Raw genomic sequence first — 26,384 nt, 5'->3', positions numbered from 1 at the left:
GGTAGCGCTGTAGGGGATTCCTGCAGTGCGGGCTGTCAAAAACGCTCGCCCTGATCGGTGGCTTTCGACATTGCCCGTGCTGCGGGTGCGCCGGATCATCCGCCCACGCTCCCCCACAAGAACAAGACGGAGTTACCCATGCGCGACTATTTCTCGGCTGCCTGTTCCTTCGACCTCGACGCCGCCTGGGCCGGTCTGGCCGGTGATCCGGCGGCGCTCAACGCCTGCATCGAATGCTGCGACCGCCACCCGCCGGAGGCCCTGGCGCTGGTGTGGGAGGGCCGTGATGGACAGCGGGCGCGCTGGACCTTCGGCGAGCTGCGCGCGGCCTCCGCCCGTTTCGCCAACCTGCTGGCCAGCCGGGGCATCGGCGCGGGTGACTGTGTGTCGGGCATGCTGCCGCGCACGCCGGAGCTGCTCATCACCGTCCTCGGCACCTGGCGCGCGGGGGCCGTCTATCAGCCGCTGTTCACCGCCTTCGGGCCCAAGGCCATCGAGCACCGGGTGCACAGCGCCGGGTCGAAGCTGGTGGTTACCGACCTGGGCAACCGCAGCAAGTTGGATGAGGTGGAGAACGCGCCGCCGGTGCTGACCGTGGGCGATGACTTCTGGCCGGAGCTGGAACGCCAGGCGACTGCCTTCGAGCCGGTGCTGCGCCGGGCCGAGGACCCCTTTCTGCTGATGTTCACTTCCGGCACCACCGGCCTGGCCAAACCGCTGGAGGTGCCGCTGAAGGCGATTCCCGCCTTCGTCAGCTACATGCGTGACGCGGTGGACCTGCGCGCCGAGGACCGCTTCTGGAACCTCGCCGACCCCGGTTGGGCTTACGGCCTGTATTACGCCGTGACCGGTCCGTTGGCCATGGGACAGGCCACGACCTTCTTCGAGGGCGGTTTCACGGTGGAGAGCACCTGCCGGGTGATCCGCGAGTACGGCATCACCAACCTGGCGGGCTCGCCCACCGCCTTCCGCCTGCTGCTGGCCGCCCGTAACGAAGTGGAAGCCGCCCTGAAGGGACGCCTGCGGGCGGTGAGCAGCGCCGGCGAGCCGCTGACGCCGGAGGTGATCCGCTGGTTCGCCGAGGGCCTGGGTTGCACCATCCATGACCACTACGGGCAGACCGAGCTGGGCATGGTGCTGTGCAACCACCACGCCCTGGAGCACCCGGTGCGCCTGGGGGCCGCCGGCTTCGCCATGCCCGGCCACCGCGTGGTGGTGCTGGACGAGCAGCACCGCGAGCTGCCGGCCGGCCAGCCGGGCATCCTCGCGTTGGACCGGGCGCGCTCGCCGCTGTTCTGGTTCCCCGGCTACCGCGCCATGCAGACCCGCGCCTTCGTTGGCGACTACTACCTGAGCGGCGATACGGTGGAGCTGAACGAGGACGGCAGCATCAGTTTCGTCGGCCGTGCCGATGATGTGATCACCACTTCCGGCTACCGGGTCGGCCCCTTCGATGTGGAGAGCGCGCTGATCGAGCACCCGGCGGTGATCGAGGCGGCGGTGATCGGCAAGCCCGACCCGGAACGCACGGAGGTGGTGAAGGCCTTCGTGGTGCTGCACGCCGGCCACGCGCCGGACCAACCTCTGGCCGAGGCGCTGCAGCAGTACGTGCGCAAGCGCCTCTCGGCCCATGCCTACCCCCGCGAGATCGAATTCGTCGCGGAACTGCCCAAGACCCCGAGCGGCAAGATCCAGCGCTTCCTTCTGCGCAACCAGGAGATCGCCAAGGCCCAGGCCGCCGCCCACTGATTCGAGGAGAACACAACGTGCGTATCGAACAATCCGTATTCCTGGTGACCGGTGGCAGCTCCGGCCTCGGCCTGGCCACCGCCCGTGAGCTGGTGGGGCAGGGCGGCCGCGTGGTGCTGGTGGACATCAATGCCGATGCCGGTGCAGCGGCCGCCGAGGCACTGGGGGCGAGCGCGCGCTTCGTGCGTGCCGACATCACCCGCGAGGACGACGCCCGCCAGGCCGTTGCCAGCGCCAAGGAGGCGTTCGGCGGCCTGCACGGGCTGATCAACTGCGCCGGCATCGCCCCGGCGGAGAAGGTGGTGGGCCGCAACGGCGCCCACGGCCTGGAGAGCTTCCGCCGGGTGATCGAGGTAAACCTGATCGGCAGCTTCAACATGCTGCGCCTGGTGGCCGAGGCCATGGCGGCTGCCGAACCCAATGCCGAGGGCGAGCGCGGGGTGATCATCAACACCGCCTCGGTGGCGGCCTTCGACGGGCAGATGGGCCAGGCGGCCTATTCCGCCTCCAAGGGCGGTGTGGCCGCCATGACCCTGCCCATCGCCCGTGACCTGGCGCGCTCGGGCATCCGTGTGATGTGCATTGCCCCCGGCATCTTCGAGACGCCGATGATGGCCGCCATGCCCCAGGAGGTGCGCGATTCCCTGGGCGCTTCTGTGCCGTTCCCGCCGCGCCTGGGGCGCCCGGCGGAGTACGCGGCGCTGGTGCGCCACATCATCGAGAACGTGATGCTCAACGGCGAGGTGATCCGCCTCGACGGTGCCATCCGCATGGCAGCCAAGTAAGGAGAACCCCATGAACCATGACCCCATCGTGATCGTCAGCGCCGCCCGCACCCCCATGGGCGGCTTCCTCGGTGACTTCAAGGACATGACCGCCGCCCAGCTCGGCGCCGCAGCCAACCGCGCCGCTCTGGAGCGTGCCGGGCTGGCTGCCGACGCGGTGGACGAAGTCATCACCGGTTGCGTGCTGCAGGCCGGCCAGGGCCAGGCACCGGCCCGCCAGGCCGCGCTCGGTGCCGGGCTGCCGGCTGGCGTGGTCTGCTCCACGGTCAACAAGATGTGCGGCTCGGGCATGAAGGCGGTGATGCTCGGCCACGACCTGCTGGCCGCCGGCAGCGCCGAGGTGGTGCTGGCCGGCGGCATGGAGAGCATGTCCAACGCGCCGTACCTGCTGGAGCGCGCCCGTTCCGGCTACCGCATGGGCCACGGCAAGGTGCTCGACCACATGTTCCTCGACGGCCTGGAGGACGCCTACGACAAGGGCCGCCTGATGGGCACCTTCGCCGAGGACTGCGCCCAGGCCTACGGTTTCACCCGCGAGCAGCAGGACGCCTTCGCCATCGCCTCCCTGACCCGTGCGCAGAAGGCCATGAGCGAGGGGCGCTTCGCCGCCGAGATCGTCGCCGTGGAGGCCAAGGCCGGCCGCGAGACCCGTACCGTCGATCAGGACGAGCAGCCGCCCAAGGCGCGCCTGGAGAAGATCCCGACCCTGAAGCCGGCCTTCCGCGACGGCGGCACGGTGACGGCGGCCAATGCCAGCTCCATCTCCGACGGCGCCGCCGCGCTGCTGCTGATGCGCCAGTCCGAAGCGGAGAAACGCGGCCTCAGGCCCCTGGCCCGGGTTGCCGGCCATGCGTCCTTCGCCCATGCGCCCAACCTGTTCACCACCGCGCCGGTGGGCGCCATCCAGCGGCTGCTGACGCGCACCGGCTGGAGCCTGGCGGATGTCGACCTGTTCGAGGTCAACGAAGCCTTCGCCGTGGTGCCCATGGTGGCCATGCGTGATCTGGACATCGCCCACGAGCGCATCAACGTCCACGGCGGCGCCTGCGCCCTGGGGCACCCCATCGGGGCGTCCGGCGCGCGGGTGCTGGTGACCCTGCTCAATGCGCTGGGCCAGTACGGCCTGAAGCGCGGCGTGGCCTCGGTGTGCATCGGCGGCGGTGAAGCCACCGCCGTGGCCCTCGAACTCATCGGCTGAAGGAGCCCGTCATGATTCCCTCCGAAGACGACATCCAGATCCGCGACGTGGCCCGCCAGTTCGCCCAGGAGCGGCTGAAGCCCTTCGCGGCCGACTGGGACCGCGAGCACCGCTTCCCCGCCGAGGCCATCCGCGAGATGGCCGAGCTGGGCTTCCTCGGCATGCTGGTGCCGGACGAATGGGGCGGGGCGGCTACCGGCCACCTGGCCTACGCCATGGCCCTGGAGGAGATCGCCGCCGGTGACGGCGCCTGCTCCACCATCATGAGCGTGCACAACTCGGTGGGCTGCATGCCCATCCTCAAGTTCGGCAGCGAGGCGCAGAAGGCCCGCTTCCTGCGGCCACTGGCGGAGGGGCGGATGATCGGCGCCTTCGCCCTCACCGAGCCCCAGGCCGGCTCCGACGCCAGTGACCTGCGCACCCGCGCCCGGCGCGATGGTGACCACTACGTGCTGAACGGCGCCAAGCAGTTCATCACCTCCGGCAGCCAGGCCGGGGTGGTGATCGTCTTTGCCGTGACCGACCCGCAGGCCGGCAAGAAGGGCATCAGTGCCTTCATCGTCCCTACCGACACCCCCGGCTACCAGGTGGTGCGGGTGGAGGAGAAGCTCGGCCAGCACGCTTCGGACACCTGCCAGATCCAACTGGATGACGTGCGCATCCCCGCCGACCTGCGCCTGGGCGAGGAGGGCGAGGGCTACCGCATCGCGCTGTCGAACCTGGAAGGCGGGCGCATCGGCATTGCCGCGCAGGCGGTGGGCATGGCGCGGGCAGCCTTCGAGGCGGCGCGGGACTATGCCCACGAGCGCAAGACCTTCGGCAAGCCGATCATCGAGCACCAGGCAGTGGCCTTCCGCCTGGCGGACATGGCCACGAGGATTGCCGTGGCGCGGCAGATGGTCCATCACGCCGCCAGCCTTCGGGAAGCGGGTATGCCCTGCTTGACGGAAGCCTCCATGGCCAAGCTGTTCGCTTCGGAAATGGCGGAAGAAGTGTGCTCGGCGGCCATCCAGACCCTGGGGGGCTACGGCTACCTGAAGGACTTCCCGGTGGAGCGCATCTACCGCGACGTGCGGGTGTGCCAGATCTACGAGGGGACGTCGGATGTGCAGCGGATGGTGATAGCGCGGAGCCTGTAACGGGCTCCTCAGGCTCCGCGCGGGGCTCAGACGGTGGGTTCTTCCGCTGAGCCTCTGTCGATCTGGCTGCGGGCGAACATCAGGTAGGCGTCTACCAGCAGGGCCTCCAGCCCTGAGAGTAGGCGCTCGGCGTGCGGTTCGCCGGCCGCTTCGAACTCATCGCGGATGCGTTGCACCAGGTGAGTGGCCTGTACCAGGCGGTAGTTGCCGAGGTCTCGGCAGGCTTCCGGCGGAGAGCCCCGGTGTACGTCCAGCACCTCGTCGGGGAAGTCCTCCAGGCTGGGGAAGCGGATGCTGTCGTTGACCGGCGCACCGTCGAGTGCGGGGTGTGCGGAGGGGCGCAGGCCACCCGGCAGCAGGGCCAGGCCAGGGGCCCGTGACGCAGTGTCAGGCATGAGCGGGCTCCGGCAAGCGGTCAGCCGCTGTGGCTGAAAGGATCCAGTGGGTACGCATGGCAGGGTGTCCTGTCCGGGCCCTTGGGTGGGCCTCTGGGGTTTGTGGGCGTTGACAGACGGTCAGGGGCGGTGGTCGCTCGGTGAAGGTGGGGGGCGCAAAAATGCGAACCCGATCACGAATGACCACAGGGCGAGCGACTCTAGCGAGGGCCCAGGCGGACGCTCAAGAAGGGCAGGGCGTTTTCAGATTTATCTGATCGATAGGGCGCCGAGGGCCGCGTTCTGCAATGAAAAGCCCCGGCAGGTGCCGGGGCTTCTGTGGCTGTAATCAGAGCGCGAGCGTATGCACCACCTGGGTGGGGTCGTCCTCGTCACGGCGGCGCTGCATGCCGAAGCGGCGGGCCAGCCCGCGCATGCCGGCATTGCTGGCCGAGTCGATGGAATAGAGGCTGCGAATGCCGTTGCGCTTGGCGGCTTCGACCAGGTGGCGCAGCAGCACGCTGCCCAGTCCACGGCGCAGCCATTCATCCGCCACGGTGACAGCGAACTCGCCCTTCTCATCGCCGACCCGTGCATACCGGCTGATGCCGACTTCCAGCAACTCGCCGTCCACATGGGCCAGGGCCACCAGGGCCACGCGGTCGTGGTCGTCCACGTCCATCAACTGTTCCAGCAGGGCGGGGGCCACCTCGCGGAATTCGCCGAGAAAGCGGTTGTGGCGAGCCTCCGGCGACAGGCGGTTGATGAAGGTACGCTCGCGCTCGCGGTCATCCTCGCGCAGCGGGCGGACCAGGACGTGAGTGCCGTCTTCCAGGGGCTCGATCCAGTACTCGCCACGGGGTGTGGCGTGGAGCGGCAGCTCGGGGTGGGGCTGGGCGATGGCGGTATTGAGCGCGGACATGGGCATGTCTCCCTGCAGGTTCGAAAACGGTGCGCGCGTCGGGCGCGGCGAATGGCTCCTGTTTACGCCCCTGGCAGCGCCCGTGCTTGACCAGGATCAATCCCGGCAGGAAGCGCGCTGCGCCGGGTTGTCGCAGGCGCGGCGACGGCGGAAATGATCCAGATCAAGGGAAGGCGCGATGGGAGGTTCAGCATGGCTCCATCGGATTGAATGACTCCTGGAGAACGACCATGGCTACGCCTCGTGACTGCTCTTCCGCACTGGCCCTGCTGGACCTCCTTCTGCTGGGCTGCGACGGGCCCGAACTGCCGGAATCCAATAGCGTCCATTCCAGTCCGTCGGTTCGCCGGCCGTTGGCCGGGGGTGTGCTTGGTGTGTCCGGTGACGCTCCGATGCCGGGGCATCGCCCCGGGTTGCTGGCCTCGCGGGCCGGGCTGAGCAAGCGTCACTGACGAAGGACCGGGGCGGGCCTGGACGCCGTGGCCGGAAAGTCTGCGCGGGCGTGCTAGCCGCGGTGGCCGGGTTGGCATTCCCGGTGCGTCCCTGCACGTTCCTCCGGGAACAACCTGTACCTGCTGCGCTCGAACGGCGGTGAATCCCGCGTTCTTCGTGCCTATAATCGGCGCCTTCCCGCAGTCCGGAACCTTCCCCATGCTCTGTGCCGAGCTCAAGGCCTTCCACATGGTTGCCCGCCTGGGCAGCATCACCCAGGCTGCCAAGAAGCTTGGGCTGAGCCAGCCCACCGTCACCACCCAGATCCGCAACCTGGAGAGCCGCTACGCCGTGGAACTGTTCCATCGCGGTGGCCGGCGGTTGACCCTGAGCGAGGAGGGCGTGCGGCTGCTGCCGATGGTGCGCGAGCTGCTGCAACAGGAAGCGGACATCGAGTTCTTCCTGCGCAACAGCGGGCAGATGCAGGGCACCCTGCGCATCGGCGCCACCTCGCCTTACTACGTGCTGGGGTTGGTGCGTCGCTTCCGCGAGCGTTTCCCGCAGATCGAGGTATCGGTGGAGATCGGCAATTCCCAGCAGGTGCTGGAGGCACTGGACGAGTACCGGGTGGACCTGGCGGCCTCATCGCAGCCGGTAGAAGACGCGCGCCTCACGCGCCTGCTGCTCGGCCGTGATCCGCTGGTGCTGGCGGTGCACCGCAGCCATCCCCTGGCCGGTGCAGGTCATGTGCAGGTGGCGGCGCTGCGGGGTCATGACCTGCTGATGCGTGAGCGCGGTTCCATCACCCGGCAGATCACCGAGCGCCTGCTGGCGGAGGCGGGCGTCGACGCGGGGCCGCTGCTGGAGATCGGCAGCCGCGAGTCCATCCGCGAGGCGGTGATCCGCAACATCGGCATCAGCATCATTGCGCGGCACGAAGTGCCGGATAACCCGGAGCTGCGGGTGGTGGAGCTGGAAGGCGCGCCGGTGATCGACGAATACCTCTATTGCCTCAAGGACCGCCGCCAGGCGCGTCTGCCGGCCGCGTTCATGGCCCTGGCGCGTGAGGCCTGCGAAGAGGGCCGCTGACGGGCCCCAGGAGGGATGCCCCCGGCAGTGCCGGGGGCGGTGGCTCAGAGCCGGTTGAAGCTGACGTTGTCCAGGTACAGGGACTGGTCCTTGCGGGTGCCCAGTATCAGCAGTTCCACGCGGCGGTAGGTGCCGGCGGGTATCTGCACGTCCTGCTGCAGGCGGCTCCAGGTGCCGCCCACGGTGCCGCTCATGCCCAGGGGCAGGTAGCGACCCTGGCCGCTGGTGTCCTCCAGGTACAGGTAGCCGTAGGTGAGGCCCTTGATGGCGGCGTTGCGGCCGATCATCACGTTGGCTGCCAGGCGATAGCCGAAGCCGCCCTGCACCTTGCCCTGCAGCGGGATGCTGGCGCCGCTGCCTTCATACAGGCGTGCGTAGCTTTCCAGCGAAGTACCGGTGTTGCCGCCCAGGCTGACGAGGCGGGTGCGACCGTGGAAGCCGGCCCAGCCAGCCACGCCGTTCTCGAAGTTCCACGCCAGCGTCGAGGGGACGGTGGGGGTGGTCGGGGTGGTGGGCTTCGGCTCGCTCACTTCGGTCAGTTCCACTTCATCCACCAGCACGCTCAGACCGTCGCGGCTGATCAGGCCGACGTAGGTGGTGCGCGGCGGGGTCTGGGCGCGGGTGTAGGTGAAGGTGCGCTCCAGGGTGGTGAATTCGCTGCTGGTCACCGACTGGGTCACGCCCGAGGCGCTGCCGTAGCTGATGCGGTCATTGGCTTCGTGGAGGATGCCCAGGTAGAGGTTGCCGCGGGCATTGGCGCCCTTGAGCATGACCTTGGCGCGCAGGCGGTAGCGCGTGCCTTCGCGCAGCGCGGTGACCGGGGTGGCGAGGATGTCGCTGCCGCCGTTGGCCAGGTCGAGCAGCAGGGCGTTGTCGCGGCAGGTCTTGCCGACGTTCACCAGGCTCGTCGTGGCGTTGCCCAGCAGGGCCTGCCAGCCGTCCTCGGTGCGGAACTCGCCATTGGCCACCAGCCCCTTGAGCGCCGGCTTGTTGCACCAGGCCGGGGTCGGCGTGGGGGTGGTGGGTGGCGTGGTCGGCGGGGTGGTGGGGGTGCCCGGGTTGGTGGGGTTCTGGGTCTCCGGCACCTTGGTGGTGCGCAGGGAGGCGATCTGTGCCGCCATGGCGTTCAGCGCACGCGCGGCGTCGGCGTGTTCTGCCTGGCCACAGGCCTGGTTGGCGCAGGTGCGGTCGACCACGCGCGGCGAGGAGAACAGCGGCGCCTGGACGCGGGCGTTGAACACATGGGGGTAGCCCATGATGGTGGAGAACTGGCCCTGCACGCCGTAGCCACGGCTCCACTCGAAGGTGCCCTGGTGCCAGTCGGACTGGTAGTAGCCCCCGGTCTGGTCCTGCTCGTAGGAGTGGCGCAGGCCCATGTTGTGGCCGATCTCGTGGGCCATGGTGCTCAGGCTGCAGTCGACGCCTGTGATGGCGTAGGCGCTGTTGGCGGAACCGTAGTTGAAGGTTCCGCTGTTCTTCGGCCCGGAGAGCACGTAGCCGATGCCGCACACGCCGTAGCCCTGGCCTTCCTGGGTGCGGCCGATCAGGTGGACCATGTCGGCGCCGTAGGTTTCGCGCAACTGCTGCACACGACTGTCGGCGGCGAAGGCGGCAAGGTCCTTGCTGGAAACGGTGGGGTAGCTGGCCCAGTCCAGCAGCTGGCGATGCACCAGGCGCAGGCGCAGGTCGACGTTGCTTTTCTTGAAGGCGTTGTTGGCGTACTCGATGTAACTGGCGATGCGTGCATCCATGTCACGGCCGTTGGGCAGTGCCTGGGCATCTCGGGTGTAGAGCACCAGCAGGTCGACGGTACGGGGTTCGGCGGCGTGGGCGGCCTGTACGGCGACGGCCAGCAGGGTGCCGATGAAGAGTCTTTTCATGGTGGGACGTTCCTTGTGGGATCAGCCTTGGGCGGGCGGCGGCAGGGGAGGCAGTTGCTTGGCGTCGGGGGTGACGATCGGGTCCGGCGTGGCGCGCATCAGCAGCTCGTTCTGGTCGGTCACCTGGGTGGCGCCGGTGGCGTTGTCCACCACGAAGGACAGGGTCTGTTCGGTGGTGGCGAGGGTGATGTGGGTTTCCAACTGACCCTTGACCACGGTCAGGGTGTCGGCATCGTTGCCGCCTTCCACCGGGCCACTCCACACGGCGGTGCTGCCGGTGTTGTGGGTCTCGTCCAGTGTGGCGCGCAGCGGTTCCTGGCGACCCGGTACGCCCAGTTGCAAGGTGCGGCCCACGGCCAGCGCCCCCAGCAGGTCGGGGGAGGTCTGGGTGTGGTAGACGGTCATGCCGTCCTGGTCGTTGGCTTGCAGGGTCTCAGGCGCCCATAGGGCCAGGGTGGCGGCGTGGTGGGCGTCCTGCGGGGCGGCTGTCGAGACCTTGGCCGCGGCCGGAGCACCGGCCAGCGGCAGGCTGCCGGCGTCCGCCGAGAGCGACGACGGGGCAGGGCGGGTGTCGGACGGTGCCGAGGCCACCGGCGCCTGATCGCTTTGTGCCGGTGTGTCCTTGAGCAGGACGGCAAGGGTCGTGCCGGCCGTCACCAGGGCGACGGCCGAGTAGAGCCAGGTTTTCCGCATGGGGTTCTCCTTCTTCACCCGGTCTGGGCCGGGTATCTCGTGATCCGCCGGGGCACGTCCGTGATGCACAGGCGGGGTCAATCAACGGGCAGGCAGAGGCCGGCCATTGAATTCAATGACGACGCAAGGGAAGTTCGGTTGAACAGGTGAAGTAGCGCCGGAATCAGGTGCGTATTACTTATTCAGAAGCGAGGTATTTGTTTGAAATTGAACGTTCGGTTCAGCCATCAGTTTGCCCGTGTCCGAAGGTGTGGAAGTTGAACTAATGAATTATGAAAAAGTGAAGTTGCAAGTGATTTGAGCTGCTTCACAAGCTCTTGTAACCAAAGGGTTTTGTCGAACAATTCGGTTGATGATGGCGACGTGTTATCAGCTGTTTGCGACCAGAAGTCGCCGGACTTGGCAATTACCCATGATTGGCGCCTGGGCTGTCAAACCAGCAATGTGCGAGAAATCCCAATTATCCCGATGGCCATTGAAGAACTGTTTAAGGTGGTGGGTGGTTCACTGGTGGAAGTTGAACGTGTTCAACTTTCCTGGCGCCACACAACTTGCTTCGGTAAGCCAGGGGGCGGCAGCGGACGGGGCAGTAGCGCAATGGTGTGATCCAGCGCTTTGCTAATAGCGAAAGCGTATTTATGCCGCATGCAGGCACCGTGATATCAATTTTCCGGCGTCAAAAAATCGAACGACTGGCCGTCATGCCCCGCGACGGTCGAACCTGTTCCACGGGTCGTCAGGGATGCTCTTCCGTGGTTTCGCTGCCACCCGTTCATTCGGGTGAAACATGGGAAGGTGGTCATGCCCCGAACGCTCCTCTACCTGGCGGTTGCCCTGGCCACATCAGGTGTCACCCTCGCCGTTCTTCTGCGCGATGCCCCATCGGCTCCGGCCGTTACTCAGCACACCCCGTTGCCAACAGAGCCGGCTGCACAGCTTGCTGTTCCGGTCATGGCCGCCGCGCCCCAGGCCCTGAGCTCCGTGCCGGTTGCCGTGAACGTGGTTGCGCCACCCCAGGTTGTCACACAGTCACTGGCGAGCACCTCGGCCGATACCGTGGTCGAGCTTTGGGACAGCCATTCGCTGGTGCCCGAGCAGCAGCAGGAGATGACCCTCTACCGCACCGAGGTGGCGATCACCTCCCTGGGTGAGCTGGCCGTCGGCAAGACCCTGCAGCTGGGCGTGCCCGGCCGCCAGGCACCGCTGCGCGCCACGCTGGACGAGACCCACAACACCGGCGGTGCTGCCGTCTGGAGCGGCCCGGTGGAAGGTGGCCAGCCGGAAGACACCCTCACCGTGGTGCAAGGCCAGTTGGAGACCCACATCACCCTCGCCACCCGCGAGCAGACCCTCTCCATGGTGGTGGACAACGCCACCGGCGCCACCCTGGTAACCGACCAGAACCAGTTGCTGATGCGTGCCACCCCGGACGTGATCATCACCCCCGACTCCACGCCGCTGCAGCCCCTCCCGCCGCCGGCCCGCGGCTGAGCGTTACAGGAACGAAGACCATGAAGAAACTGCTCGCCTGCCTGGCCGTGATCCTGCTGGCCCCGTTTGCCCAGGCCGCCACCGAACCACGCACCGTCGACCTGTTGGTGCTCTACACCAAGGACGCCCAGGCCCTGCCCAACGGCCGCGACATGAACGCTCGCATCGCCAGCTACATCGAGTACGCCAACAACGCCTTCAAGAAGAGCAACGTCAATTTGCGCCTGCGCCTGGTCAACAGCCAGCCGCTCACCTGGGCCAGCTATCCGACCATCTCCTCCAAGGACCTGGCCGCCTTCGCCGCCGATCCGCGCGTGCAGCAACTGCGTGAAACCTACGGCGCCGACGTGGTGCAGCTCATCAGCCGCACCCAGGTGGGGCAGGGCTATGGCGTTTGCGGCATCGGCTACGTGCTCTCCGGTGCGAAGAACAGTGGCACCTTCCAGAACGGCTCCTGGGCCAGTGCCTATGGCATCACCGGGGTGGACTGCAGCCTGAGCACCATGGCCCACGAGATCGGCCACAACCTGGGCCTGCGCCACTCCTACGAGCAGGACCAGACCGAGGGCTATTACGCCTACCTGGCCCGGGGCATCCACCAGGGCACCTACGAATGGGGCCGGGGCTACGGCGTGCAGGGGCGTTACTCCACCATCATGGCCTACCCCCAGGTGTTCAACGCCACCGCGCAGGCGCCGCTGTTCTCCACGCCGGCAGTGGTGGACAGCACCTGCGCCAACCAGGCCTGCGGCCGAACCGGCTTCGCCGACGCGGCCCGGGCACTGAACGACATGGCGGCGCAGATCGCCACCTTGCGGCCGACCAAGGTGCCGGAGACGGTCAACCCGACCTCGACGCCCAAGACTCCGGCCACACCTGCCACGCCGACCAAACCCGTTACGCCGAAACCCCCAGTGACGCCGGCCTGGTGCAGCAAGCCGGCGCTGAGCAGCCTGGTGGCCAACGGTGAGTTCCGCACCCTGGACGGCTGGAGGGCACTGCTCAACCTGGCCAAGCTCAGCACGCTCAACGTCGGCAAGACCTGCCGTGACGACGCCCTGCAGTTCGAGCTGCCGGCCGGCCGCGATGACGTGCTGGCCACCTCCGTGGGCGCACTGAAGGTCGGTGCCAGCTACCGACTCAAGGCCAAGGTGATGCTCAAGGGCACCAACGTGCGCGGCAACGTCTACCTGGGCATGCTTCACGAGCAGAACGCCGGCATCAGCTACAGCACCGCCAATGGTGTGATCAAGTCGGTGACCAGCAGTGAGTTCACCCCCATCGACGTCACCTTCGTCTACCAGCCGCCGGCCAGCGTCATCCGCAACACCTACCTGGGCCTGGTCAGCGTCAATCGCCTGGCCGTGCTGCTGGATGAAGTCGAACTCCGCGAGGTGACGCCCACCAAGCCGGTGGCCCCGACGACTCCGGCTGCTTTCGGCTGGAACTTCAACAGCGCCATCGGCGAGTGGAGGGGCTTCTACGGCAGCACCCGGCTGACCGCACTGGCAACCACTGGCAAGTCCCTGGAGGTCTATGCCCGCCGGGCCGACGGCACCGGCGCCAGCCTGCTCCTGGCCGGCAAGGTGCAGCCAGGGCTGTCCTACCGCTTCGCCGCCGACGTGATGGTGAGCCGCACCACCAGCGTCGCCGCGCTGGCTTATGCCTACCTCTACCTGGAAGACACCGCCGGCCGCGGGCGCCTGCTGTCCCTGGGTGTGGTCAATACCAAGGGCGGCGCCTGGGGCAAGCTGCAGCAGAGCTTCCAGGTGCCGGCCGGGACCTACCGGCGCATGGAGCTGTTGGTGCTCAGCACCCGTGCCGACCAGTCGCTGTACCTGGACAACGTCAGCCTCAACCGGCTTTAAGCGCTAAAGCCCGGTCCCTGCTGCAGGGGCCGGGCTGTACGCGCGCAGCAACGCCCAGACGTTTATTGAGTACTGCGGATGGCCCTCCCGGGCGAGTCCCTTTTCCAATCGCTGGATCGCCAGCCCGGTGAAAAGGAACCAGAAAACTTGCCCCTGCATCCGAACTAGGCGTCTCCGCCCGACTGCGTCGGGTTCCCTCACTTCATCGTCGTTACTCGCTTCGCTCGCCCTTCGGGCCAGCCTTCGGCTGTTACTCGGCTGCGCTGCGTTTCACGACGATCCCGCTCGGCCTTCCGAAGAGGCGTTATCTGCTGCCTCACCCTCTTGGATAGGTGACTGCTTTCGAGCAGAAGAATTGCCCTCAGGCCCTTCACGACGCCGCTGCGCACACGACCCGAGCGCTGGCCTATACCAAATCCGCCAATGCCACTATCGGTGGGCTTGGGGTTATCGCCACATGGATTTCGCATTTGCTCCCTAGCATCAGCCTCGTCGAGCCGTACCGCGCTTCCTGCGGTGCGCCAGTGTTCTGCGAGGTCCTGTCATGTCCGCCACCCCCTATCTGCAGGCTTGCGAAGTGCGCAAGCGCTTCGGCAGCTTCACCGCCCTGGACGGGGTGTCCCTGGACATCGCCGAAGGCGAGCTGGTGTGCCTGCTGGGCCCCTCCGGCTGTGGCAAGACCACGCTGCTGCGCTGCATCGCCGGGCTGGAGCGCCAGGACAGCGGCGTTCTGTACATGGGCGGGCGGGACATCTCCCACCTGCCGCCCCAGGCCCGTGACTACGGCATTCTGTTCCAGTCCTATGCGCTGTTCCCCAACCTCAGCGTCGAGCAGAACATCGCCTACGGCCTCACCGGCGCCAGCCGTGAAGAGGCCCGCCAGCGCGTGGCGCAGATGCTCGAACTGGTGGGCCTGACCGGCAGCGAGAAGAAGTACCCCGGCCAGCTTTCCGGCGGCCAGCAGCAGCGCGTGGCCCTGGCCCGCGCCCTGGCGCCGTCGCCGTCGCTGCTGTTGCTGGACGAGCCCATGTCGGCGCTGGACGCCCGCGTGCGCGAGCACCTGTGCACCGAGCTGCGCCAACTGCAGAAGCGCCTGGGCATCACCACCCTGATGGTCACCCACAACCAGGACGAGGCCATGCTCATGGCCGACCGCATCGCGGTGATGAACCACGGCCGGGTCGAGCAGTACGACACCCCCGAGACCATCTACCGGCGCCCGGCCACGCCTTTCGTCGCCAGCTTCGTCGGCCAGGGCAACTGGCTGCCCTTCGAGGGTCGCGAGGGGTGCCATGCCCGGGTCGGCGACCTGCGCCTGTGCCTGCCCGAGCAGGCGGGCGAGGGTGCCAGTGGCCAGTTGTTCTGCCGCCCCGAGGCCATCGCCGTGGAGCCTGGCCAGGACGACGACAACCGCTTCCGCGCCCAGGTGCGCGAGATCACCTTCCTCGGCAACCGCTGCCGGGTGAGCTTCGAGCTGGACGCCTTGCCCGGCCACCCGCTGCTGGCCGAGCTGGACCCGGCGCAGATGCCGCGCCTCGGCGGGCCGGACATCTGGGTGGCGCTGCCGTCCCGCAGCCTGCAGGTGTTCGCTTGATGGAGCGCACCCTGGCCCTGCCGCAGAGCGCCCGCCGTCGCTCCGGCAACCTGGGCGACCGCCTGTTCATCCAGGGCGGCAAGTGCCTGTTCCTGGCCTTCCTCGCTGTCGCCGTGGTGCTGCCCCTGGCGGCCATCTTCTGGCGTGGCTTCAGCGGTGAAGCCGGGCAGGGCGGTGGCCTGGTGGCGGCCCGTGAGCTGCTGGCCAGCGCCAACTTCCACTGGCTGCTGGGCAACAGCCTCAAGGTCTCCCTCAGCGTCGCCGCCCTGGTGGTGCCGGTGGCCTACCTGTTCGCCTACGCCCTGACCCGCACGCTGATCCCGGCCAAGGGCCTGTGGCGCGGCATTTCCCTGCTGCCGCTGCTGGCGCCCTCGATGCTGCCGGGGATCGCGCTGATCTACCTGTTCGGCAACCAGGGCCTGTTGCGCGGCTGGCTGCCGGACAACATCTACGGCTTCTGGGGCATCGTCCTGGGCGAGGCCATCTACACCTTCCCCCATGCGCTGATGATCCTCATCTCGGCGCTGTCCCTGGCCGATGGCCGCCTGTTCGACGCCGCCTCCAGCATGGGCGCCGGGCCCTGGAAGGCCTTCCGCAGCATCACCTGGCCGGCCACGCGCCAGGCCGTGTTCGCCGCTTTCTGCCTGGTGTTCACCCTGACCATCACCGACTTCGGCGTGCCGGTGGTGGTGGGCGGCGACTACCAGGTCCTGGCCCTGGAGGCCTACAAGGCGGTGGTGGGGCAGCAGCAGTTCGGTCGTGGCGCGCTGATCGGCATGGTGCTGCTGCTGCCGGCCCTGCTCAGCTTCGGTGTCGATGCCTGGCTGCGCCGGCGCCAGGGCGATGCCATGAGCGGTCGCGCCCAGGTCCACCAGCCCAAGCCCTCGCGCCTGCGCGATGCCGGCTTCCTCGCCCTGGTGCTGCTGGTCTGCGCCGTGCTGCTGGGGGTGCTGGGCATGGCGGTGTACTCCTCGCTGGTGAAGTTCTGGCCCTACAACCTGTCGCTGTCCCTGCGTCACTACGCCTTCGAGGAGGGCGCCGGCGGCGGCTGGCTGGCGTACCGCAACAGCCTGACCCTGGCGACCTGCACCGCGCTGTTCGGCGGCGCGCTGATCTTCACCGGCGCCTGGCTGATGGAGAAGACCCACGGCCAGCGCGCCCTGAACCAGGTGCTGCGCCTGCTCAGCTTCGTGCCCATGGCGGTGCCCGGCCTGGTGCTGGGCCTGGGCTACGTCTTCTTCTTCAACCTGCCGGCCAACCCGCTGCACGGCCTCTACGGCAGCATGACGCTGCTGGTGGTGTGCTCCATCGCGCACTTCCTCACCACCGCGCAGATGACCGCCAGCACCGCGCTGCGCCAGCTCGACGGCGAGTTCGAGGCCGCTGCGCTGTCGCTGAAGATGCCGCTGTACCGCCACTACCTGAAGGTGACGCTGCCCATCTGCCTGCCGGCGCTGCTGGACATCGTCCGCTACCTGTTCGTCTCGGCCATGACCACCGTGTCCGCCGCGATCTTCCTCTACAGCCCGAGCAGCGTGCTGGCCGCCGTCGCCGTGCTGAACATGGACGACGCCGGCAACGTCGGCGGCGCGGCCGCCATGTCCACCCTCATCCTGCTCACCTCGGCGGCCGTCTCGCTGCTGCTGGCCGGGGCCTCGCGCGGCCTGCTGCGCCGCTCCCAGGCCTGGCGCCAGACCGCGCCCGGCCACTGATCCACGGAGATCCCCATGCATTACCAGACCCCCACGCACCTGCAGGCCGCCATCCTCGACTGGGCCGGCACCGTGGTCGACTTCGGCTCCTTCGCCCCCACGCGGATCTTCGTCGAGGCCTTCGCCAGCTTCGACGTCGAGCTCAGCCTGGAGGAAGCGCGCGGCCCCATGGGCATGGGCAAGTGGGACCACATCCGTACCCTGTGCGACGTGCCGGCCATCGCCGCGCGCTTCGAGCGCCGCTTCGGCCGGCTGCCCACGGACGCGGACGTGACCGCGATCTACGAGCGCTTCATGCCGCTGCAGATCGCCAAGGTCGGCGAGCACTCGGCGCTGATCCCCGGCGCCCTGGACGCCATCGCCGCCCTGCGCCAGCGCGGGCTGAAGATCGGCACCTGCTCCGGCTACCCCAGGGTGGTGATGGACAAGGTGGTGGAGCTGGCCGCCGAGGCCGGCTACCGCCCGGACCACGTGGTCGCCACCGACGAGGTGCCCAGGGGCCGCCCGAGCCCGGCCCAGGCCCTGGCCAACGTCATCGCCCTGGGGCTGGACGACGTGGCCGCCTGCGTGAAGGTGGACGACACCGAGCCCGGCATCCTCGAAGGCCGCAGCGCCGGCATGTGGACCGTGGCGCTGCGCTTCTCCGGCAACTTCCTCGGGCTGGACTTCGCCACCTACCAGGCCCTGCCGGCCGCGCGCCTGGCCGAGGAGCGTGCCCGTATCGACGCACTGTTCGCGCCGAGCCGCCCGCATTACCTGATCGACACCATCGCCGACCTGCCGGAGGTGATCGACCTGATCAACGCCCGCCTGGCACGAGGCGAAACCCCTGCCAACGCCTAACCACAGCAAGCCAAACCCGACCCCAGCACACCAACCCAAGGAGCTTCACATGTTCAAGCGTCTCGCCTTCGCTGCCGCCGTTGTCGCAGGCTTCGCCCTGCAGGCCCAGGCCGCCACCGAGCTGACCGTCTACACCGCCCTGGAGGCCGAGCAGCTGGCGGCCTACAAGAAGGCCTTCGAGAAGGAAAACCCGGACATCGAGATCAAGTGGGTGCGTGACTCCACCGGCATCATCACCGCCAAGCTGCTGGCCGAGAAGGAACGCCCCCAGGCCGACGCTGTGTGGGGCCTGGCCGCCTCCAGCCTGGCCATCCTCGACACTCAGGGCATGCTGGAGCACTACGCGCCCAAGCACCTGGACAGCATCGGCGCCAACTACCGTGACGCTGCCAATCCGCCGGCCTGGGTCGGCATGGACGTGTGGGCCGCCACCATCTGCTTCAACACCGTCGAAGCCGAGAAGCAGGGCCTGACCAAGCCCGGTAGCTGGGAAGACCTGACCAAGCCCGAGTACAAGGGCAAGATCGTCATGCCCAACCCGGCGTCCTCCGGCACCGGTTTCCTCGACGTCAGCGCCTGGCTGCAGACCTTCGGCGAGAAGCAGGGCTGGGCCTACATGGATGCGCTGCACCAGAACATCGGCCAGTACGTCCATTCCGGCTCCAAGCCGTGCAAGCTGGCCGCCGCCGGTGAGTTCCCCATCGGCATCTCCTTCGAATACCCGGCCGTGCAGCTCAAGCGCCAGGGCGCGCCGCTGGACATCGTCCTGCCGAAGGAAGGCCTGGGCTGGGAGATCGAAGCCACCGGCATCGTCAAGGGCACCGACAAGCTCGACGCCGCCAAGAAGCTCGCCGACTTCTCCGCCAGCCCCGCCGCGATGGACCTGTACAAGGAGAACTTCGCCGTCCTCGCAGCCCCCGGCATCGCCAAGCCGCAGACCGAACTGCCCGCCGACTACGAGCAGCGCCTGATCAAGAACGACTTCGCCTGGGCTTCGAAGAACCGCGATAGCATCCTCGCCGAATGGCGCAAGCGGTATGACGGCAAGTCGGAGAAGCTGCCGCAATAAACGCTCGTCCACCCAGCAAGGAGTCACCTGCGATGCGCCCGGTCATGCTGTTCGGCTTCACCTCACTGTTGGTCCTGACGCTGCCCTGCGGGGCGGCTGACGAGGGCCTCGTGCCCAGCCAGCGCCAGTTGCGTGAAGCCTGCAGCATGAGCGGTTCGCAAGCGGCCCTGAACGCCTGCCTGCACGAGAAGCTGGGCGACAGCCAGCACGCCGTCGAGCGAGCCGAGTCGGCCCTGTTCGCAGCGTTCGAGCGGTGGGACGAGGACGCTGAACAGGTCCGCACCGGCCAAGGCCGCGCACGTGCTGCCCGCCAATCATTCATCGAGTACCGGGAGCGCCAATGCGCCCTGGCCGCGTCGGTCGGTGGCGGTGCCATCGGCCATGCGCTGGAGGCCCGGCGCCTGGCCTGTACCGCCGAGCTGAACTACCAGCGCGCGCAGCAACTGGAAGCGCTGGCCCGTGAACTGCCGGCGAGGCTGTCTTCCTGACGTGAACGCTCCTGGGCGGACTCGATGATCCCGTGTCGTCACGCGCCTGTCCCGTTCCCGGGGCAGGCACGTGACGGTCACACCTGACCCATAGGATTCCCGCAATGCCCATCCACGACACCGATATCGCCATCGTCGGCGCCGGTATCCTCGGCCTTTCCCACGCCTATGCCGCTGCACGGCGCGGCCTGCAGGTGACGGTTTTCGAACGCAGCGAGCACCCCCTGGGCGCCTCGGTGCGCAACTTCGGCCAGGCGCTGATCACCGGCCAGGCACCGGGCCCGATGCTGGACCTGGCCCGGGAGGCCCGACCGATCTGGGCGCACCTCGCCGAGTCGGCCGGCTTCCACATCCGCCGTCAGGGCTCGCTGCTGTTCGCCCGCGACGAAGCCGAAGAGCAGGTGCTCGACGCCTTCTGTGCCGGCCGCGCGCGGGAGCACGGCTACACCGTCGAACTGCTGCGTGGCGAACGCCTGGCGGCGCTGTACGACGGCCGCTTCGCCCACCACCGCGCCGCGTTGCACGGTGCCGATGACCAGCAGCTCTACTCCCGCGAGGCGCTGCCGGCCCTGGTGGCCTACCTGCGTGAGCAGATGGGCGTGACCTTCCACTTCTCCACCCTGGTGCGCGACGTCGAACCCCAGCGTGTGCACACCAGCGCCGGCAGTTGCCGCGCCGAGCAGATCATCGTCTGCTCCGGCCATGACTACCTGACGCTGCTGGCCGAGCCGATGGCCGCCCTGCAGCCCCAGGTGTGTCGCCTGCAGATGCTGCGGGTGCGCCCCGCACGTGCCATCGGCCTCGACCATGCCGTGCTGACCGGCCTGAGCTGCACTCACTACGGCGCCTTCGCCGACCTGCCCGAAGCCATTGCCCTGCGCGAGCAGATCCAGGCCCGCCGGCCGGAACTGATCGAGCACGGCATCCACCTGCTGGTGAGCCCCACGCCCCACGGTGACCTGATCGTCGGTGACTCCCATGACTACGGCCGCGATGCCTCGCCGTTCAATGCCGAAGCGGTGGACAGCCTCATGCTGGACCTGGCCGAGCACACCCTCGGTGAACGGCTGCAGGTGGTGGAGCGCTGGCAGGGCGTGTACGGCGCCCGTGGCCCGGCGCCGTTCAGCGTCATCCAGCCCGAGCCGGGCATCACCGCCGTGCTGATGCACACCGGCCTGGGCATGAGCATCGGCCCTGCGCTGGGCGAACGCACCGTCGCGAGATGGATGGCGTGAAACCAGAGGTTTGCACCCAGGCTCCGGGGCCTGGGTGCAGGTTCAAACAGCGCTTGAGTTGTTGATGCCGGCGTTGTCTTGAGCCGCCGCGTGGCGGCCTACAGCCGGAAGGCAGACATTTCCTGCGCCAGCTCCTCCGAGAGCTGCCGCAGTGACTGGCAGCTCTCGACGCAGCTCTGGAGATCGCTGCGGGCCGCTTTTGCCAGGTCAGCTACGTTGGTGATGTTGTGGCTGATGTCATCGGTGGTGATGGATTGTTCCTCGGTGGCGGTGGCTGCCTGCCGATTCATGTCACTGATCGCCTCGATCTGCTCGGCGATAACCTTGAGCGATTGACGGGTCTTCAAGGCTTCCTGAACGCCGTTGTCCGTGGCGCTCTGGCCGGTCTGCATGGACGCAACAGCGTCTTCTGCGCCCTTCTTGAGGCCAGCGATCATTTGCTGAATCTCGTCGGTGGACCCTTGGGTCCGGCCTGCGAGGGTGCGCACTTCGTCGGCCACCACGGCGAAGCCACGTCCCATTTCGCCGGCCCGAGCAGCCTCGATTGCGGCGTTGAGGGCAAGCAGGTTGGTTTGTTCGGAAATGCTGCGAATCACCGCGAGCACCTGATCGATCGACGCTACCTGAGAGGCCAATTGGCCCACCGCGTCCGATGCATGGCTGATGTCGCTCGCCATGCTTTCAATGCGCCGGCTGGATTCGTTCACGGCGTTTCCCGCCGACTGCACCTCAGTCAAGGCCCTCTGGCTGGCCTTCGCGGCCTGGTTGGCGCTACCGGCAATCTCTTGCACCGTCGCTGCCATTTCATGCACAGCGGTGGCCATCATTTCGGACATCTCGGATTGCTGCCGACTTCTCTGGCTCGCACTGGAGACCGAGTTGGAAATCTGCTCGATCGAACCAAGCAGGGATCTGCTGGTTCTCAAGGATTTCTCGATCATGGCTTTGAGGGTCGTGTTCATGGTGTGGAGGTTTTCCATGACGCTACCTGAGCCGTAGGCCGGAAACCTGATGGCCAGATTGCCCTGACTCAACGCCGTTACCACTTGATCCAGCTCGGTTGGAGAGGCTCCCAGCAATGCTTTCAGCCGGAGGCTGTTGACGAAGATGAGTGCGGCGATCGCCGCCAGCAGCCCTGCGAGTACTCCGATGAAGAGTTGCTTGGCAGCCGTCATGGCATGGAACGAATCATTCACGGCGGCCTCGGTCCGGGCATTCAGGAGTACGAAGAAGTCGTCGACCGGCTTCATGATCCTGGCCTTGTAGCGGTGATAGTCCTTGCTGTGCAGCAGATCCCGCGCCAGGGCAAGATCGGGCTCGCCTTTCACGACGTAGTTCCCGGTGCTGTCGGCAAAAAGGCCTTTCACGGCACTCATCGCCTTGACCTCTGTTTGCACCAGGTCATTCGAGTTGGCTTGGGCTTCCTGCAACTTGGCGAACTCTTCGGGCGTGAATCCCGCGGCTTTCATCAGGTCGGTGAGGGCAACCGCTGAGGTGTCCTCTCGCGGCTTGGTATCCCCAGCTGCAACGAAGTCCCAGTAGATCCGCTCATAATTCCGCGGGCGTGGGGCCTTGCCATTGCGGATGTCCAGCACCTGCATGTACTGGCGCTCGTACTCTGGGTCAGCGGTCACAACGTAGGTGCGTGCCAGTCGTGTCAGGTCATCCGAGCTCTGGCGCAGCTCGTCAGCCAGCAGGTAGGACTGGTAGCGGTTCTCCGCGACAGAGATGAAGGCATTCATCGCTTGGGTCATGGAGTAGTAGGAGTAGAGCAGTAGCAGTGCGCTCACTCCGATAACCCCAATCAAGGTCTTCAGCCACAGGTCGATTGTCTTTCGTGATCTAGACATGATGCTTTCCTGTCGTGGGTAAAGCGTGAGTCGCTAATCCCCAGGCTAGACCAGTTCCCGCAGGTGGCGAGCTTTGCCGAGTGAGCGTCATGAGGTGGAGCGACCATCGGTCGACGTCAGATGGGCGCGTGCGCCGGTGCTCCCGATGCACGCTGCCGTTGTCGTTGTGGCGTCGAGAACACCCTCAATGCCCATCAGCTTGCACAGGCTGGCTTGCCCGGGTGTTCCGAAAGCCAGCTAGTCCAGGCGCTTGCTCACGCGCTTGACCGCCACCCCCAGCACCACCAGGGTGAACAGCAGCAGCGCGGCGATCTCCGGCCAGAGGTCCGCGAGGCTGGCGCTGCGCAGCATGATGCCGCGTGCCAGGCGCAGGAAGTGGGTGAGGGGCATCAGCTCGGCGAGCCACTGGGCGAGGCGCGGCATGCCGGCGAAGGGGAACATGAAGCCGGACAGCAGGATCTGCGGCAGGAAGATGAAGAAGGCCATCTGCATGGCCTGGAACTGGCTGCGGGCGAGGGTGGAGATGAACACCCCCAGGCTCAGGCTGGCGAACACGAACACCAGCGAGGCGCCATAGAGCGCCAGCAGCGAGCCGCGCACCGGCACCTCGAACAGCCAGCGTCCCACCAGCAGGATCACCGTCACCTGCAGCAGGCCGATGCCGACGAAGGGCAGCACCTTGCCCAGGGTCAGCTCCCAGGGCGACACCGGGGTGGTGATCAGCAGTTCCATGTTGCCGCGTTCCCGCTCGCGGACCAGGGCGATGGCGGTGAACAGCACCATGGTCATGGTGAGGATCACCCCGATCAGTCCCGGTACCGTGTTCAGCGGCGCCAGGCGTTCGGGGTTGTAGAGGTTCACCACCTCCACTCCGGTGGCGCGGGGCCAGCCGGGCAGCGGGTAGGCGGCCAGTTGGCGGGCGGAGGCCTGTACCACCTGGTCGGAACCGTCCACCACCAGTTGCAGGGGCGGCCGGTCGCGCCGTTGCAGGCGCGCCTCGAAGTCCCGGGGGATCACCAGGGCCGCGCTGATCGCGCCTTCGGCGAACAAGCGGTCGAGCTGCTGCGCCGTGGCCAGGTGGTAGCGGAAGTCCAGCACCTGGCTGGCGCCCAGCTCGGCGATCACCTCCCGCGAGCGGGCGCTGTCGGCCTGGTCCAGCACGGCGGCATGGAGGTTGCGCACATCCATGTTGATGGCGTAGCCGAACAGCACCAGTTGCAGGATGGGGATGCCGACGATCATGGCGAAGGTCAGCCGGTCGCGGCGCAGCTGGCGCAGCTCCTTGAGCACGATGGCCCCGAGCCGGCGCAGGTTCATGGGCGGGCCTCGGCGTGGGAGGTGGGGCGCTGGGTGACGGTGACGAACACGTCCTCCAGGTTGGCGTCGGTGTCGCGCACGTTGGCGTCGATGCCGGCCTTCTCCAGCAGCCGGACGATGCAGTCACGGGCATCGGCCGCGGCGCTGAGCACCCGCAGGCTGGCGCCGATCTGCGCCAGGGCCAGCACTTCCGGCTGCCCTTGCAGCGCGCGCTGGGCCTGCCGGGGTTGGGCGCACTCCACCAGCAGCGGCCGGCCGGGCAGGGCGTCCATCAGCTCGGCGGGGCTGCCGTCGGCCACCAGGCGGCCGGCGTCGAGAATGCCCAGGCGGGTGCAGCGCTCGGCTTCGTCCATGTAGTGGGTGGACACCAGCAGGGTGGTGCCGGCCTCGGCCAGCTCGAACAGCGACTCCCAGAACTCCCGGCGTGACTGCGGGTCAACGGCGCTGGTGGGCTCGTCCAGCAGCAGCAGGTCGGGCTTGTGCAGCACCGCCCCGGCGAGGGCCAGGCGCTGCTTCTGCCCGCCGCTGAGGGTGCCGGCCAGTTGCCGACGGCGGTCGCCGAGCCAGTAGCGCTCCAGCAGTTCGTCGATGCGCCGGCGTGCTTGGGCGCGGTCCAGCCCCTGGACGGCGGCGAGGAAGTCCAGGTTCTCGGCGACGGTCAGGTCTTCGTAGAGGGAGAACTTCTGCGTCATGTAGCCGATGCGCCGCTTGAGGGCCTCGGCGTCCTCGGGGATGCGGCAGCCGAGCACCTCGATCTGCCCGGCGCTGGGCAGCAGCAGCCCGCAAAGCATACGGATGGTGGTGGACTTACCGCAGCCGTTGGGGCCGAGGAAGCCGAACACTTCGGCGCGGTTCACCTGCAGGTCGAGGCTGTCCACGGCGGTCAGCTCGCCGAAGCGCTTGGTCAGGCTCTGGGCACGGATGACCGCTTCGCTGCCGCTCATGGCGCGCTCCAGTAGGCCTGCAGGGGCAGGCCGGCGGGCAGGCGGCGCGCGTCGTCACCCTGCAGCAGCAGTTCGGCACGGTAGGCGAGGCGGCTGGCGTCGTCACCGGTGAGGGCGTAGTAGGGCGTGAAGGCGGCTTCGCTGGCGATGCGGCGGACCTGGGCGTCGAAGGGCGTGGCGATGCCTTCCACCTGCACCTGCAGGTGGTCTCCGATGGCCAGGCGCGGGCGCTGGGAGGCGGGCACGTAGACCCGCGCGTAGGGCGCCTCACCCACCAGCAGGCTGGCCAGTTCGGCACCGGCCGGGGGCTGGTCGCCGGGCTTGTAGGGCAGGGCGTCGACACGGGCGTCGCGCGGGGCGCGCAGGGTCAGGCGCTCGCGGGTGATGCGCAGTTGGGCGACGCGGCCCTCCGCCGCCTGCACCCGGGCTTCGGCCTGGTGCAGTTGTTCCGGGCGGGTGCCGTTGAGCAGCTCGCGCAACTGGGCGTTGGCGCTGTTCACACTGGCGCGGGCCTGGTCGCGGGCGGCACGGGCGCGGTCCAGGTCGGCGATGGCCACCTGGCGGCGTTCATAGAGGGCGGCGATGCGGGTGAAGCTGCGCTCGGTATCGGTCAGCTCGGCCTGGTAGCGGGCCAGGCTGGCGCGGGCCGCGTCGATGGTTTCTTCCCGGGAGCCGTTGCGCAGCTCGTCGAGGCGGGCGCGGGCGGCGGCCAGGTCGCCCTCGGCTTCGGCCAGGCGGGCATCGGTGCGGCGCGGGTCGAGTTCCAGCAGCACCTGGCCGGCGCTGACCTGTTCGCCTTCGGCCACGTGCCAGGCCAGGATCGGCTCGGAGGCCTCGGCGGGTACGGCGATGCGGTCCCATTCCAGGGTGCCGAGCAATTGCGGCGGCGCGGGCTTGCAGGCGGCCAGCAGGGCCAGGCCGAGCAGAAGGAGCGGGCGGGTGTTCATGGGCACATCTCCAGGCCCCGTTCCAGCAGGGCCAGTACGTGGTTGACCAGGGCCTCGTCGTCGAGGTCGTCACTGGCGAAGATGCCGCGCCAGAGCGAGCCGGCGGCGTAGGGCAGCATCACCAGGCCGAGCAGCGATACCACCAGCAGGCGTGGGTCCAGGTCCGGGTTGAGATGCCCGTCGTCGCGTGCGGCGGCGAAGCGCCGGGCCAGTTGCACCGGCAGCAGCGGGGCGAAGCGGGTCAGCACCACTTCGCGCAGGGCGCCGCCTTCGCAGAGCACTTCGCGCACCCACAGCGGCGGCAGCCAGGGGTGCTGCGAGAGGGTCGCGCTGAGCCCGCGAACGAAGGCCCGGACCAGTTCGCGGGGCTCGTTCCCAGGCGTCGCCAGGCGTTGCACCATCCCCATCAGCAGGGGCTGCAGGCGCTCCTCCACCACAGCGTCCAGCAGGCGTTCGCGGTTGCCGAAGTGGTAGTTGAGCAGCGCCGGGGTCACGCCCGCATGCTCGGCGATGTCGCGCAGGCGGGTGGCTTGCACGCCGGCCTGGGCGAAGCACTGGATGGTGCTGTCGAGCAGGCGCTCGCGCAGGTCGGGGGCGTCTCCGCTGGGGCGTCCGGGGGTACGGCTGCGGGTCATGGGGCAGGCTCCGGGGGCGAATGGGCTTAATTAAATCCTGATTTAAATAATTCGCAAGCGGGCTGATGCGCGTATTCGAGGGGGAACTCGGGGCGGGTTGGCTCAGTCAGCTCTGGGGAGACCCATCGAG

At 67.9% G+C, this 26,384-nt stretch carries 23 protein-coding genes; 14 read left to right on the top strand and 9 right to left on the bottom strand.

The genetic code is table 11. The annotated features are described in order from the left end of the window. The first annotated feature begins 138 nt into the window (after positions 1 to 138). The 4 genes from A9G05_RS22560 to A9G05_RS22545 are packed head-to-tail and all read left to right on the top strand — an operon-like array spanning position 139 to position 4,871. Positions 139 to 1,749, top strand: a complete 1,611-nt coding sequence (locus A9G05_RS22560; RefSeq protein WP_069563073.1) for an acyl-CoA synthetase — start codon at positions 139 to 141, stop codon at positions 1,747 to 1,749. Between the two features lie 17 nt (positions 1,750 to 1,766). After that, positions 1,767 to 2,534 carry a 3-hydroxyacyl-CoA dehydrogenase gene (locus A9G05_RS22555; protein ID WP_069563072.1) on the top strand — a complete coding sequence of 256 codons (768 nt, stop codon included), beginning with the start codon at positions 1,767 to 1,769 and terminating at the stop codon, positions 2,532 to 2,534. Positions 2,535 to 2,544: 10 nt separating this feature from the next. After that, on the top strand, positions 2,545 to 3,732 hold the full coding sequence (locus A9G05_RS22550) for an acetyl-CoA C-acyltransferase (protein WP_069563071.1): 1,188 nt from the start codon (positions 2,545 to 2,547) through the stop codon (positions 3,730 to 3,732). An 11-nt stretch (positions 3,733 to 3,743) separates the two neighbouring features. Continuing rightward, entirely contained in the window at positions 3,744 to 4,871 is a 1,128-nt protein-coding gene (locus tag A9G05_RS22545; RefSeq protein ID WP_069563070.1) for an acyl-CoA dehydrogenase family protein, read from the top strand. A 26-nt stretch (positions 4,872 to 4,897) separates the two neighbouring features. Here A9G05_RS22545 and A9G05_RS22540 read toward each other — a convergent pair whose 3' ends face one another. Together A9G05_RS22540 and A9G05_RS22535 are read right to left on the bottom strand one after the other, a co-directional pair. Next, positions 4,898 to 5,266 carry a hypothetical protein gene (locus tag A9G05_RS22540; protein WP_069563069.1) on the bottom strand — a complete coding sequence of 123 codons (369 nt, stop codon included), beginning with the start codon at positions 5,264 to 5,266 and terminating at the stop codon, positions 4,898 to 4,900. Between the two features lie 328 nt (positions 5,267 to 5,594). Then, on the bottom strand, positions 5,595 to 6,173 hold the full coding sequence (locus A9G05_RS22535) for a GNAT family N-acetyltransferase (protein ID WP_069563068.1): 579 nt from the start codon (positions 6,171 to 6,173) through the stop codon (positions 5,595 to 5,597). 645 nt (positions 6,174 to 6,818) lie between these two features. On the opposite strand from A9G05_RS22535, the gene A9G05_RS22530 reads away from it, so the two are divergent. Beyond that, complete coding sequence (locus tag A9G05_RS22530) at positions 6,819 to 7,688, top strand: LysR family transcriptional regulator (protein WP_069563067.1); 870 nt, start codon at positions 6,819 to 6,821, stop codon at positions 7,686 to 7,688. Between the two features lie 44 nt (positions 7,689 to 7,732). Here the strand turns inward: A9G05_RS22530 and A9G05_RS22525 are convergent, their stop codons facing one another. After that, positions 7,733 to 9,568, bottom strand: coding sequence for a zinc-dependent metalloprotease family protein (locus tag A9G05_RS22525; RefSeq protein WP_069563066.1), 1,836 nt, complete (start codon positions 9,566 to 9,568; stop codon positions 7,733 to 7,735). A 21-nt stretch (positions 9,569 to 9,589) separates the two neighbouring features. Then, positions 9,590 to 10,261 (bottom strand): hypothetical protein, encoded by a 672-nt coding sequence (locus A9G05_RS22520; RefSeq protein WP_069563065.1) that lies wholly within the window; start codon positions 10,259 to 10,261, stop codon positions 9,590 to 9,592. A 333-nt stretch (positions 10,262 to 10,594) separates the two neighbouring features. Here A9G05_RS22520 and A9G05_RS27455 point away from each other — a divergent pair, with 333 nt between their 5' ends. The 9 genes from A9G05_RS27455 (at position 10,595) to A9G05_RS22480 (ending at position 20,561) form a co-directional block, all read left to right on the top strand. Beyond that, the gene (locus A9G05_RS27455; RefSeq protein WP_139131227.1) at positions 10,595 to 10,867 is read left to right on the top strand and encodes a hypothetical protein; all 273 of its coding nucleotides are present in this window, start codon (positions 10,595 to 10,597) and stop codon (positions 10,865 to 10,867) included. A gap of 195 nt (positions 10,868 to 11,062) precedes the next feature. Continuing rightward, positions 11,063 to 11,752, top strand: coding sequence for a hypothetical protein (locus A9G05_RS22515; RefSeq protein ID WP_139131226.1), 690 nt, complete (start codon positions 11,063 to 11,065; stop codon positions 11,750 to 11,752). 20 nt (positions 11,753 to 11,772) lie between these two features. Continuing rightward, on the top strand, positions 11,773 to 13,620 hold the full coding sequence (locus A9G05_RS22510) for a zinc-dependent metalloprotease family protein (protein ID WP_069563063.1): 1,848 nt from the start codon (positions 11,773 to 11,775) through the stop codon (positions 13,618 to 13,620). Between the two features lie 544 nt (positions 13,621 to 14,164). Next, a complete protein-coding gene (locus A9G05_RS22505; protein ID WP_069563062.1) occupies positions 14,165 to 15,214 on the top strand; it encodes a putative 2-aminoethylphosphonate ABC transporter ATP-binding protein in 1,050 nt (349 codons plus the stop codon). Then, a complete protein-coding gene (locus A9G05_RS22500; protein WP_069563061.1) occupies positions 15,214 to 16,926 on the top strand; it encodes a putative 2-aminoethylphosphonate ABC transporter permease subunit in 1,713 nt (570 codons plus the stop codon). Before A9G05_RS22505 ends, A9G05_RS22500 begins: the two co-directional genes overlap by 1 nt. A gap of 15 nt (positions 16,927 to 16,941) precedes the next feature. Continuing rightward, positions 16,942 to 17,769, top strand: coding sequence for a phosphonoacetaldehyde hydrolase (gene phnX, locus A9G05_RS22495; RefSeq protein ID WP_069563060.1), 828 nt, complete (start codon positions 16,942 to 16,944; stop codon positions 17,767 to 17,769). A 49-nt stretch (positions 17,770 to 17,818) separates the two neighbouring features. Beyond that, on the top strand, positions 17,819 to 18,838 hold the full coding sequence (locus A9G05_RS22490) for a putative 2-aminoethylphosphonate ABC transporter substrate-binding protein (protein WP_069563059.1): 1,020 nt from the start codon (positions 17,819 to 17,821) through the stop codon (positions 18,836 to 18,838). A 32-nt stretch (positions 18,839 to 18,870) separates the two neighbouring features. Further along, positions 18,871 to 19,326, top strand: a complete 456-nt coding sequence (locus tag A9G05_RS22485; RefSeq protein ID WP_069563058.1) for a lysozyme inhibitor LprI family protein — start codon at positions 18,871 to 18,873, stop codon at positions 19,324 to 19,326. A 104-nt stretch (positions 19,327 to 19,430) separates the two neighbouring features. Beyond that, positions 19,431 to 20,561, top strand: coding sequence for a TIGR03364 family FAD-dependent oxidoreductase (locus A9G05_RS22480; protein WP_069563057.1), 1,131 nt, complete (start codon positions 19,431 to 19,433; stop codon positions 20,559 to 20,561). A 98-nt stretch (positions 20,562 to 20,659) separates the two neighbouring features. On the opposite strand, the gene A9G05_RS28565 is transcribed toward A9G05_RS22480, so the two are convergent. The 5 genes from A9G05_RS28565 to A9G05_RS22455 form a co-directional block, all read right to left on the bottom strand. Then, positions 20,660 to 21,364: a methyl-accepting chemotaxis protein gene (locus A9G05_RS28565; RefSeq protein ID WP_371850582.1), complete on the bottom strand. Its 705-nt coding sequence runs from the start codon at positions 21,362 to 21,364 to the stop codon at positions 20,660 to 20,662. A gap of 1,284 nt (positions 21,365 to 22,648) precedes the next feature. Beyond that, the gene (locus A9G05_RS22470) at positions 22,649 to 23,728 is read right to left on the bottom strand and encodes an ABC transporter permease (protein ID WP_069563056.1); all 1,080 of its coding nucleotides are present in this window, start codon (positions 23,726 to 23,728) and stop codon (positions 22,649 to 22,651) included. Further along, positions 23,725 to 24,672: an ABC transporter ATP-binding protein gene (locus A9G05_RS22465; protein ID WP_218187206.1), complete on the bottom strand. Its 948-nt coding sequence runs from the start codon at positions 24,670 to 24,672 to the stop codon at positions 23,725 to 23,727. The genes A9G05_RS22470 and A9G05_RS22465 overlap by 4 nt, the downstream gene beginning before the upstream one ends. Further along, positions 24,669 to 25,619 carry an HlyD family secretion protein gene (locus tag A9G05_RS22460; RefSeq protein WP_069563055.1) on the bottom strand — a complete coding sequence of 317 codons (951 nt, stop codon included), beginning with the start codon at positions 25,617 to 25,619 and terminating at the stop codon, positions 24,669 to 24,671. Before A9G05_RS22460 ends, A9G05_RS22465 begins: the two co-directional genes overlap by 4 nt. Next, positions 25,616 to 26,254, bottom strand: a complete 639-nt coding sequence (locus tag A9G05_RS22455) for a TetR/AcrR family transcriptional regulator (protein WP_069563054.1) — start codon at positions 26,252 to 26,254, stop codon at positions 25,616 to 25,618. Before A9G05_RS22455 ends, A9G05_RS22460 begins: the two co-directional genes overlap by 4 nt. Positions 26,255 to 26,384: the final 130 nt, after the last annotated feature.

This window comes from Pseudomonas sp. ENNP23 (assembly GCF_001728945.1).
GTDB lineage: Bacteria > Pseudomonadota > Gammaproteobacteria > Pseudomonadales > Pseudomonadaceae > Metapseudomonas > Metapseudomonas otitidis.
This window is presented reverse-complemented; position numbering and strand designations above follow the sequence as displayed.

What these genes read in the sequence shown, in the direction of transcription:
- A9G05_RS22510 (WP_069563063.1), top strand. Translation starts at nt 11,773, where the DNA reads ATGAAGAAACTGCTCGCCTGCCTGGCCGTGATCCTGCTGGCCCCGTTT.
- A9G05_RS22480 (WP_069563057.1), top strand. Translation starts at nt 19,431, where the DNA reads ATGCCCATCCACGACACCGATATCGCCATCGTCGGCGCCGGTATCCTC.
- A9G05_RS22525 (WP_069563066.1), bottom strand. Translation starts at nt 9,568, where the DNA reads ATGAAAAGACTCTTCATCGGCACCCTGCTGGCCGTCGCCGTACAGGCC.
- A9G05_RS22515 (WP_139131226.1), top strand. Translation starts at nt 11,063, where the DNA reads ATGCCCCGAACGCTCCTCTACCTGGCGGTTGCCCTGGCCACATCAGGT.
- A9G05_RS22505 (WP_069563062.1), top strand. Translation starts at nt 14,165, where the DNA reads ATGTCCGCCACCCCCTATCTGCAGGCTTGCGAAGTGCGCAAGCGCTTC.
- A9G05_RS22455 (WP_069563054.1), bottom strand. Translation starts at nt 26,254, where the DNA reads ATGACCCGCAGCCGTACCCCCGGACGCCCCAGCGGAGACGCCCCCGAC.
- A9G05_RS22485 (WP_069563058.1), top strand. Translation starts at nt 18,871, where the DNA reads ATGCGCCCGGTCATGCTGTTCGGCTTCACCTCACTGTTGGTCCTGACG.
- A9G05_RS22470 (WP_069563056.1), bottom strand. Translation starts at nt 23,728, where the DNA reads ATGAACCTGCGCCGGCTCGGGGCCATCGTGCTCAAGGAGCTGCGCCAG.
- A9G05_RS22465 (WP_218187206.1), bottom strand. Translation starts at nt 24,672, where the DNA reads ATGAGCGGCAGCGAAGCGGTCATCCGTGCCCAGAGCCTGACCAAGCGC.
- phnX (WP_069563060.1), top strand. Translation starts at nt 16,942, where the DNA reads ATGCATTACCAGACCCCCACGCACCTGCAGGCCGCCATCCTCGACTGG.
- A9G05_RS22540 (WP_069563069.1), bottom strand. Translation starts at nt 5,266, where the DNA reads ATGCCTGACACTGCGTCACGGGCCCCTGGCCTGGCCCTGCTGCCGGGT.
- A9G05_RS22545 (WP_069563070.1), top strand. Translation starts at nt 3,744, where the DNA reads ATGATTCCCTCCGAAGACGACATCCAGATCCGCGACGTGGCCCGCCAG.
- A9G05_RS28565 (WP_371850582.1), bottom strand. Translation starts at nt 21,364, where the DNA reads ATGGCAGCGACGGTGCAAGAGATTGCCGGTAGCGCCAACCAGGCCGCG.
- A9G05_RS22560 (WP_069563073.1), top strand. Translation starts at nt 139, where the DNA reads ATGCGCGACTATTTCTCGGCTGCCTGTTCCTTCGACCTCGACGCCGCC.
- A9G05_RS22530 (WP_069563067.1), top strand. Translation starts at nt 6,819, where the DNA reads ATGCTCTGTGCCGAGCTCAAGGCCTTCCACATGGTTGCCCGCCTGGGC.
- A9G05_RS22460 (WP_069563055.1), bottom strand. Translation starts at nt 25,619, where the DNA reads ATGAACACCCGCCCGCTCCTTCTGCTCGGCCTGGCCCTGCTGGCCGCC.
- A9G05_RS22550 (WP_069563071.1), top strand. Translation starts at nt 2,545, where the DNA reads ATGAACCATGACCCCATCGTGATCGTCAGCGCCGCCCGCACCCCCATG.
- A9G05_RS22520 (WP_069563065.1), bottom strand. Translation starts at nt 10,261, where the DNA reads ATGCGGAAAACCTGGCTCTACTCGGCCGTCGCCCTGGTGACGGCCGGC.
- A9G05_RS22500 (WP_069563061.1), top strand. Translation starts at nt 15,214, where the DNA reads ATGGAGCGCACCCTGGCCCTGCCGCAGAGCGCCCGCCGTCGCTCCGGC.
- A9G05_RS22535 (WP_069563068.1), bottom strand. Translation starts at nt 6,173, where the DNA reads ATGCCCATGTCCGCGCTCAATACCGCCATCGCCCAGCCCCACCCCGAG.
- A9G05_RS22490 (WP_069563059.1), top strand. Translation starts at nt 17,819, where the DNA reads ATGTTCAAGCGTCTCGCCTTCGCTGCCGCCGTTGTCGCAGGCTTCGCC.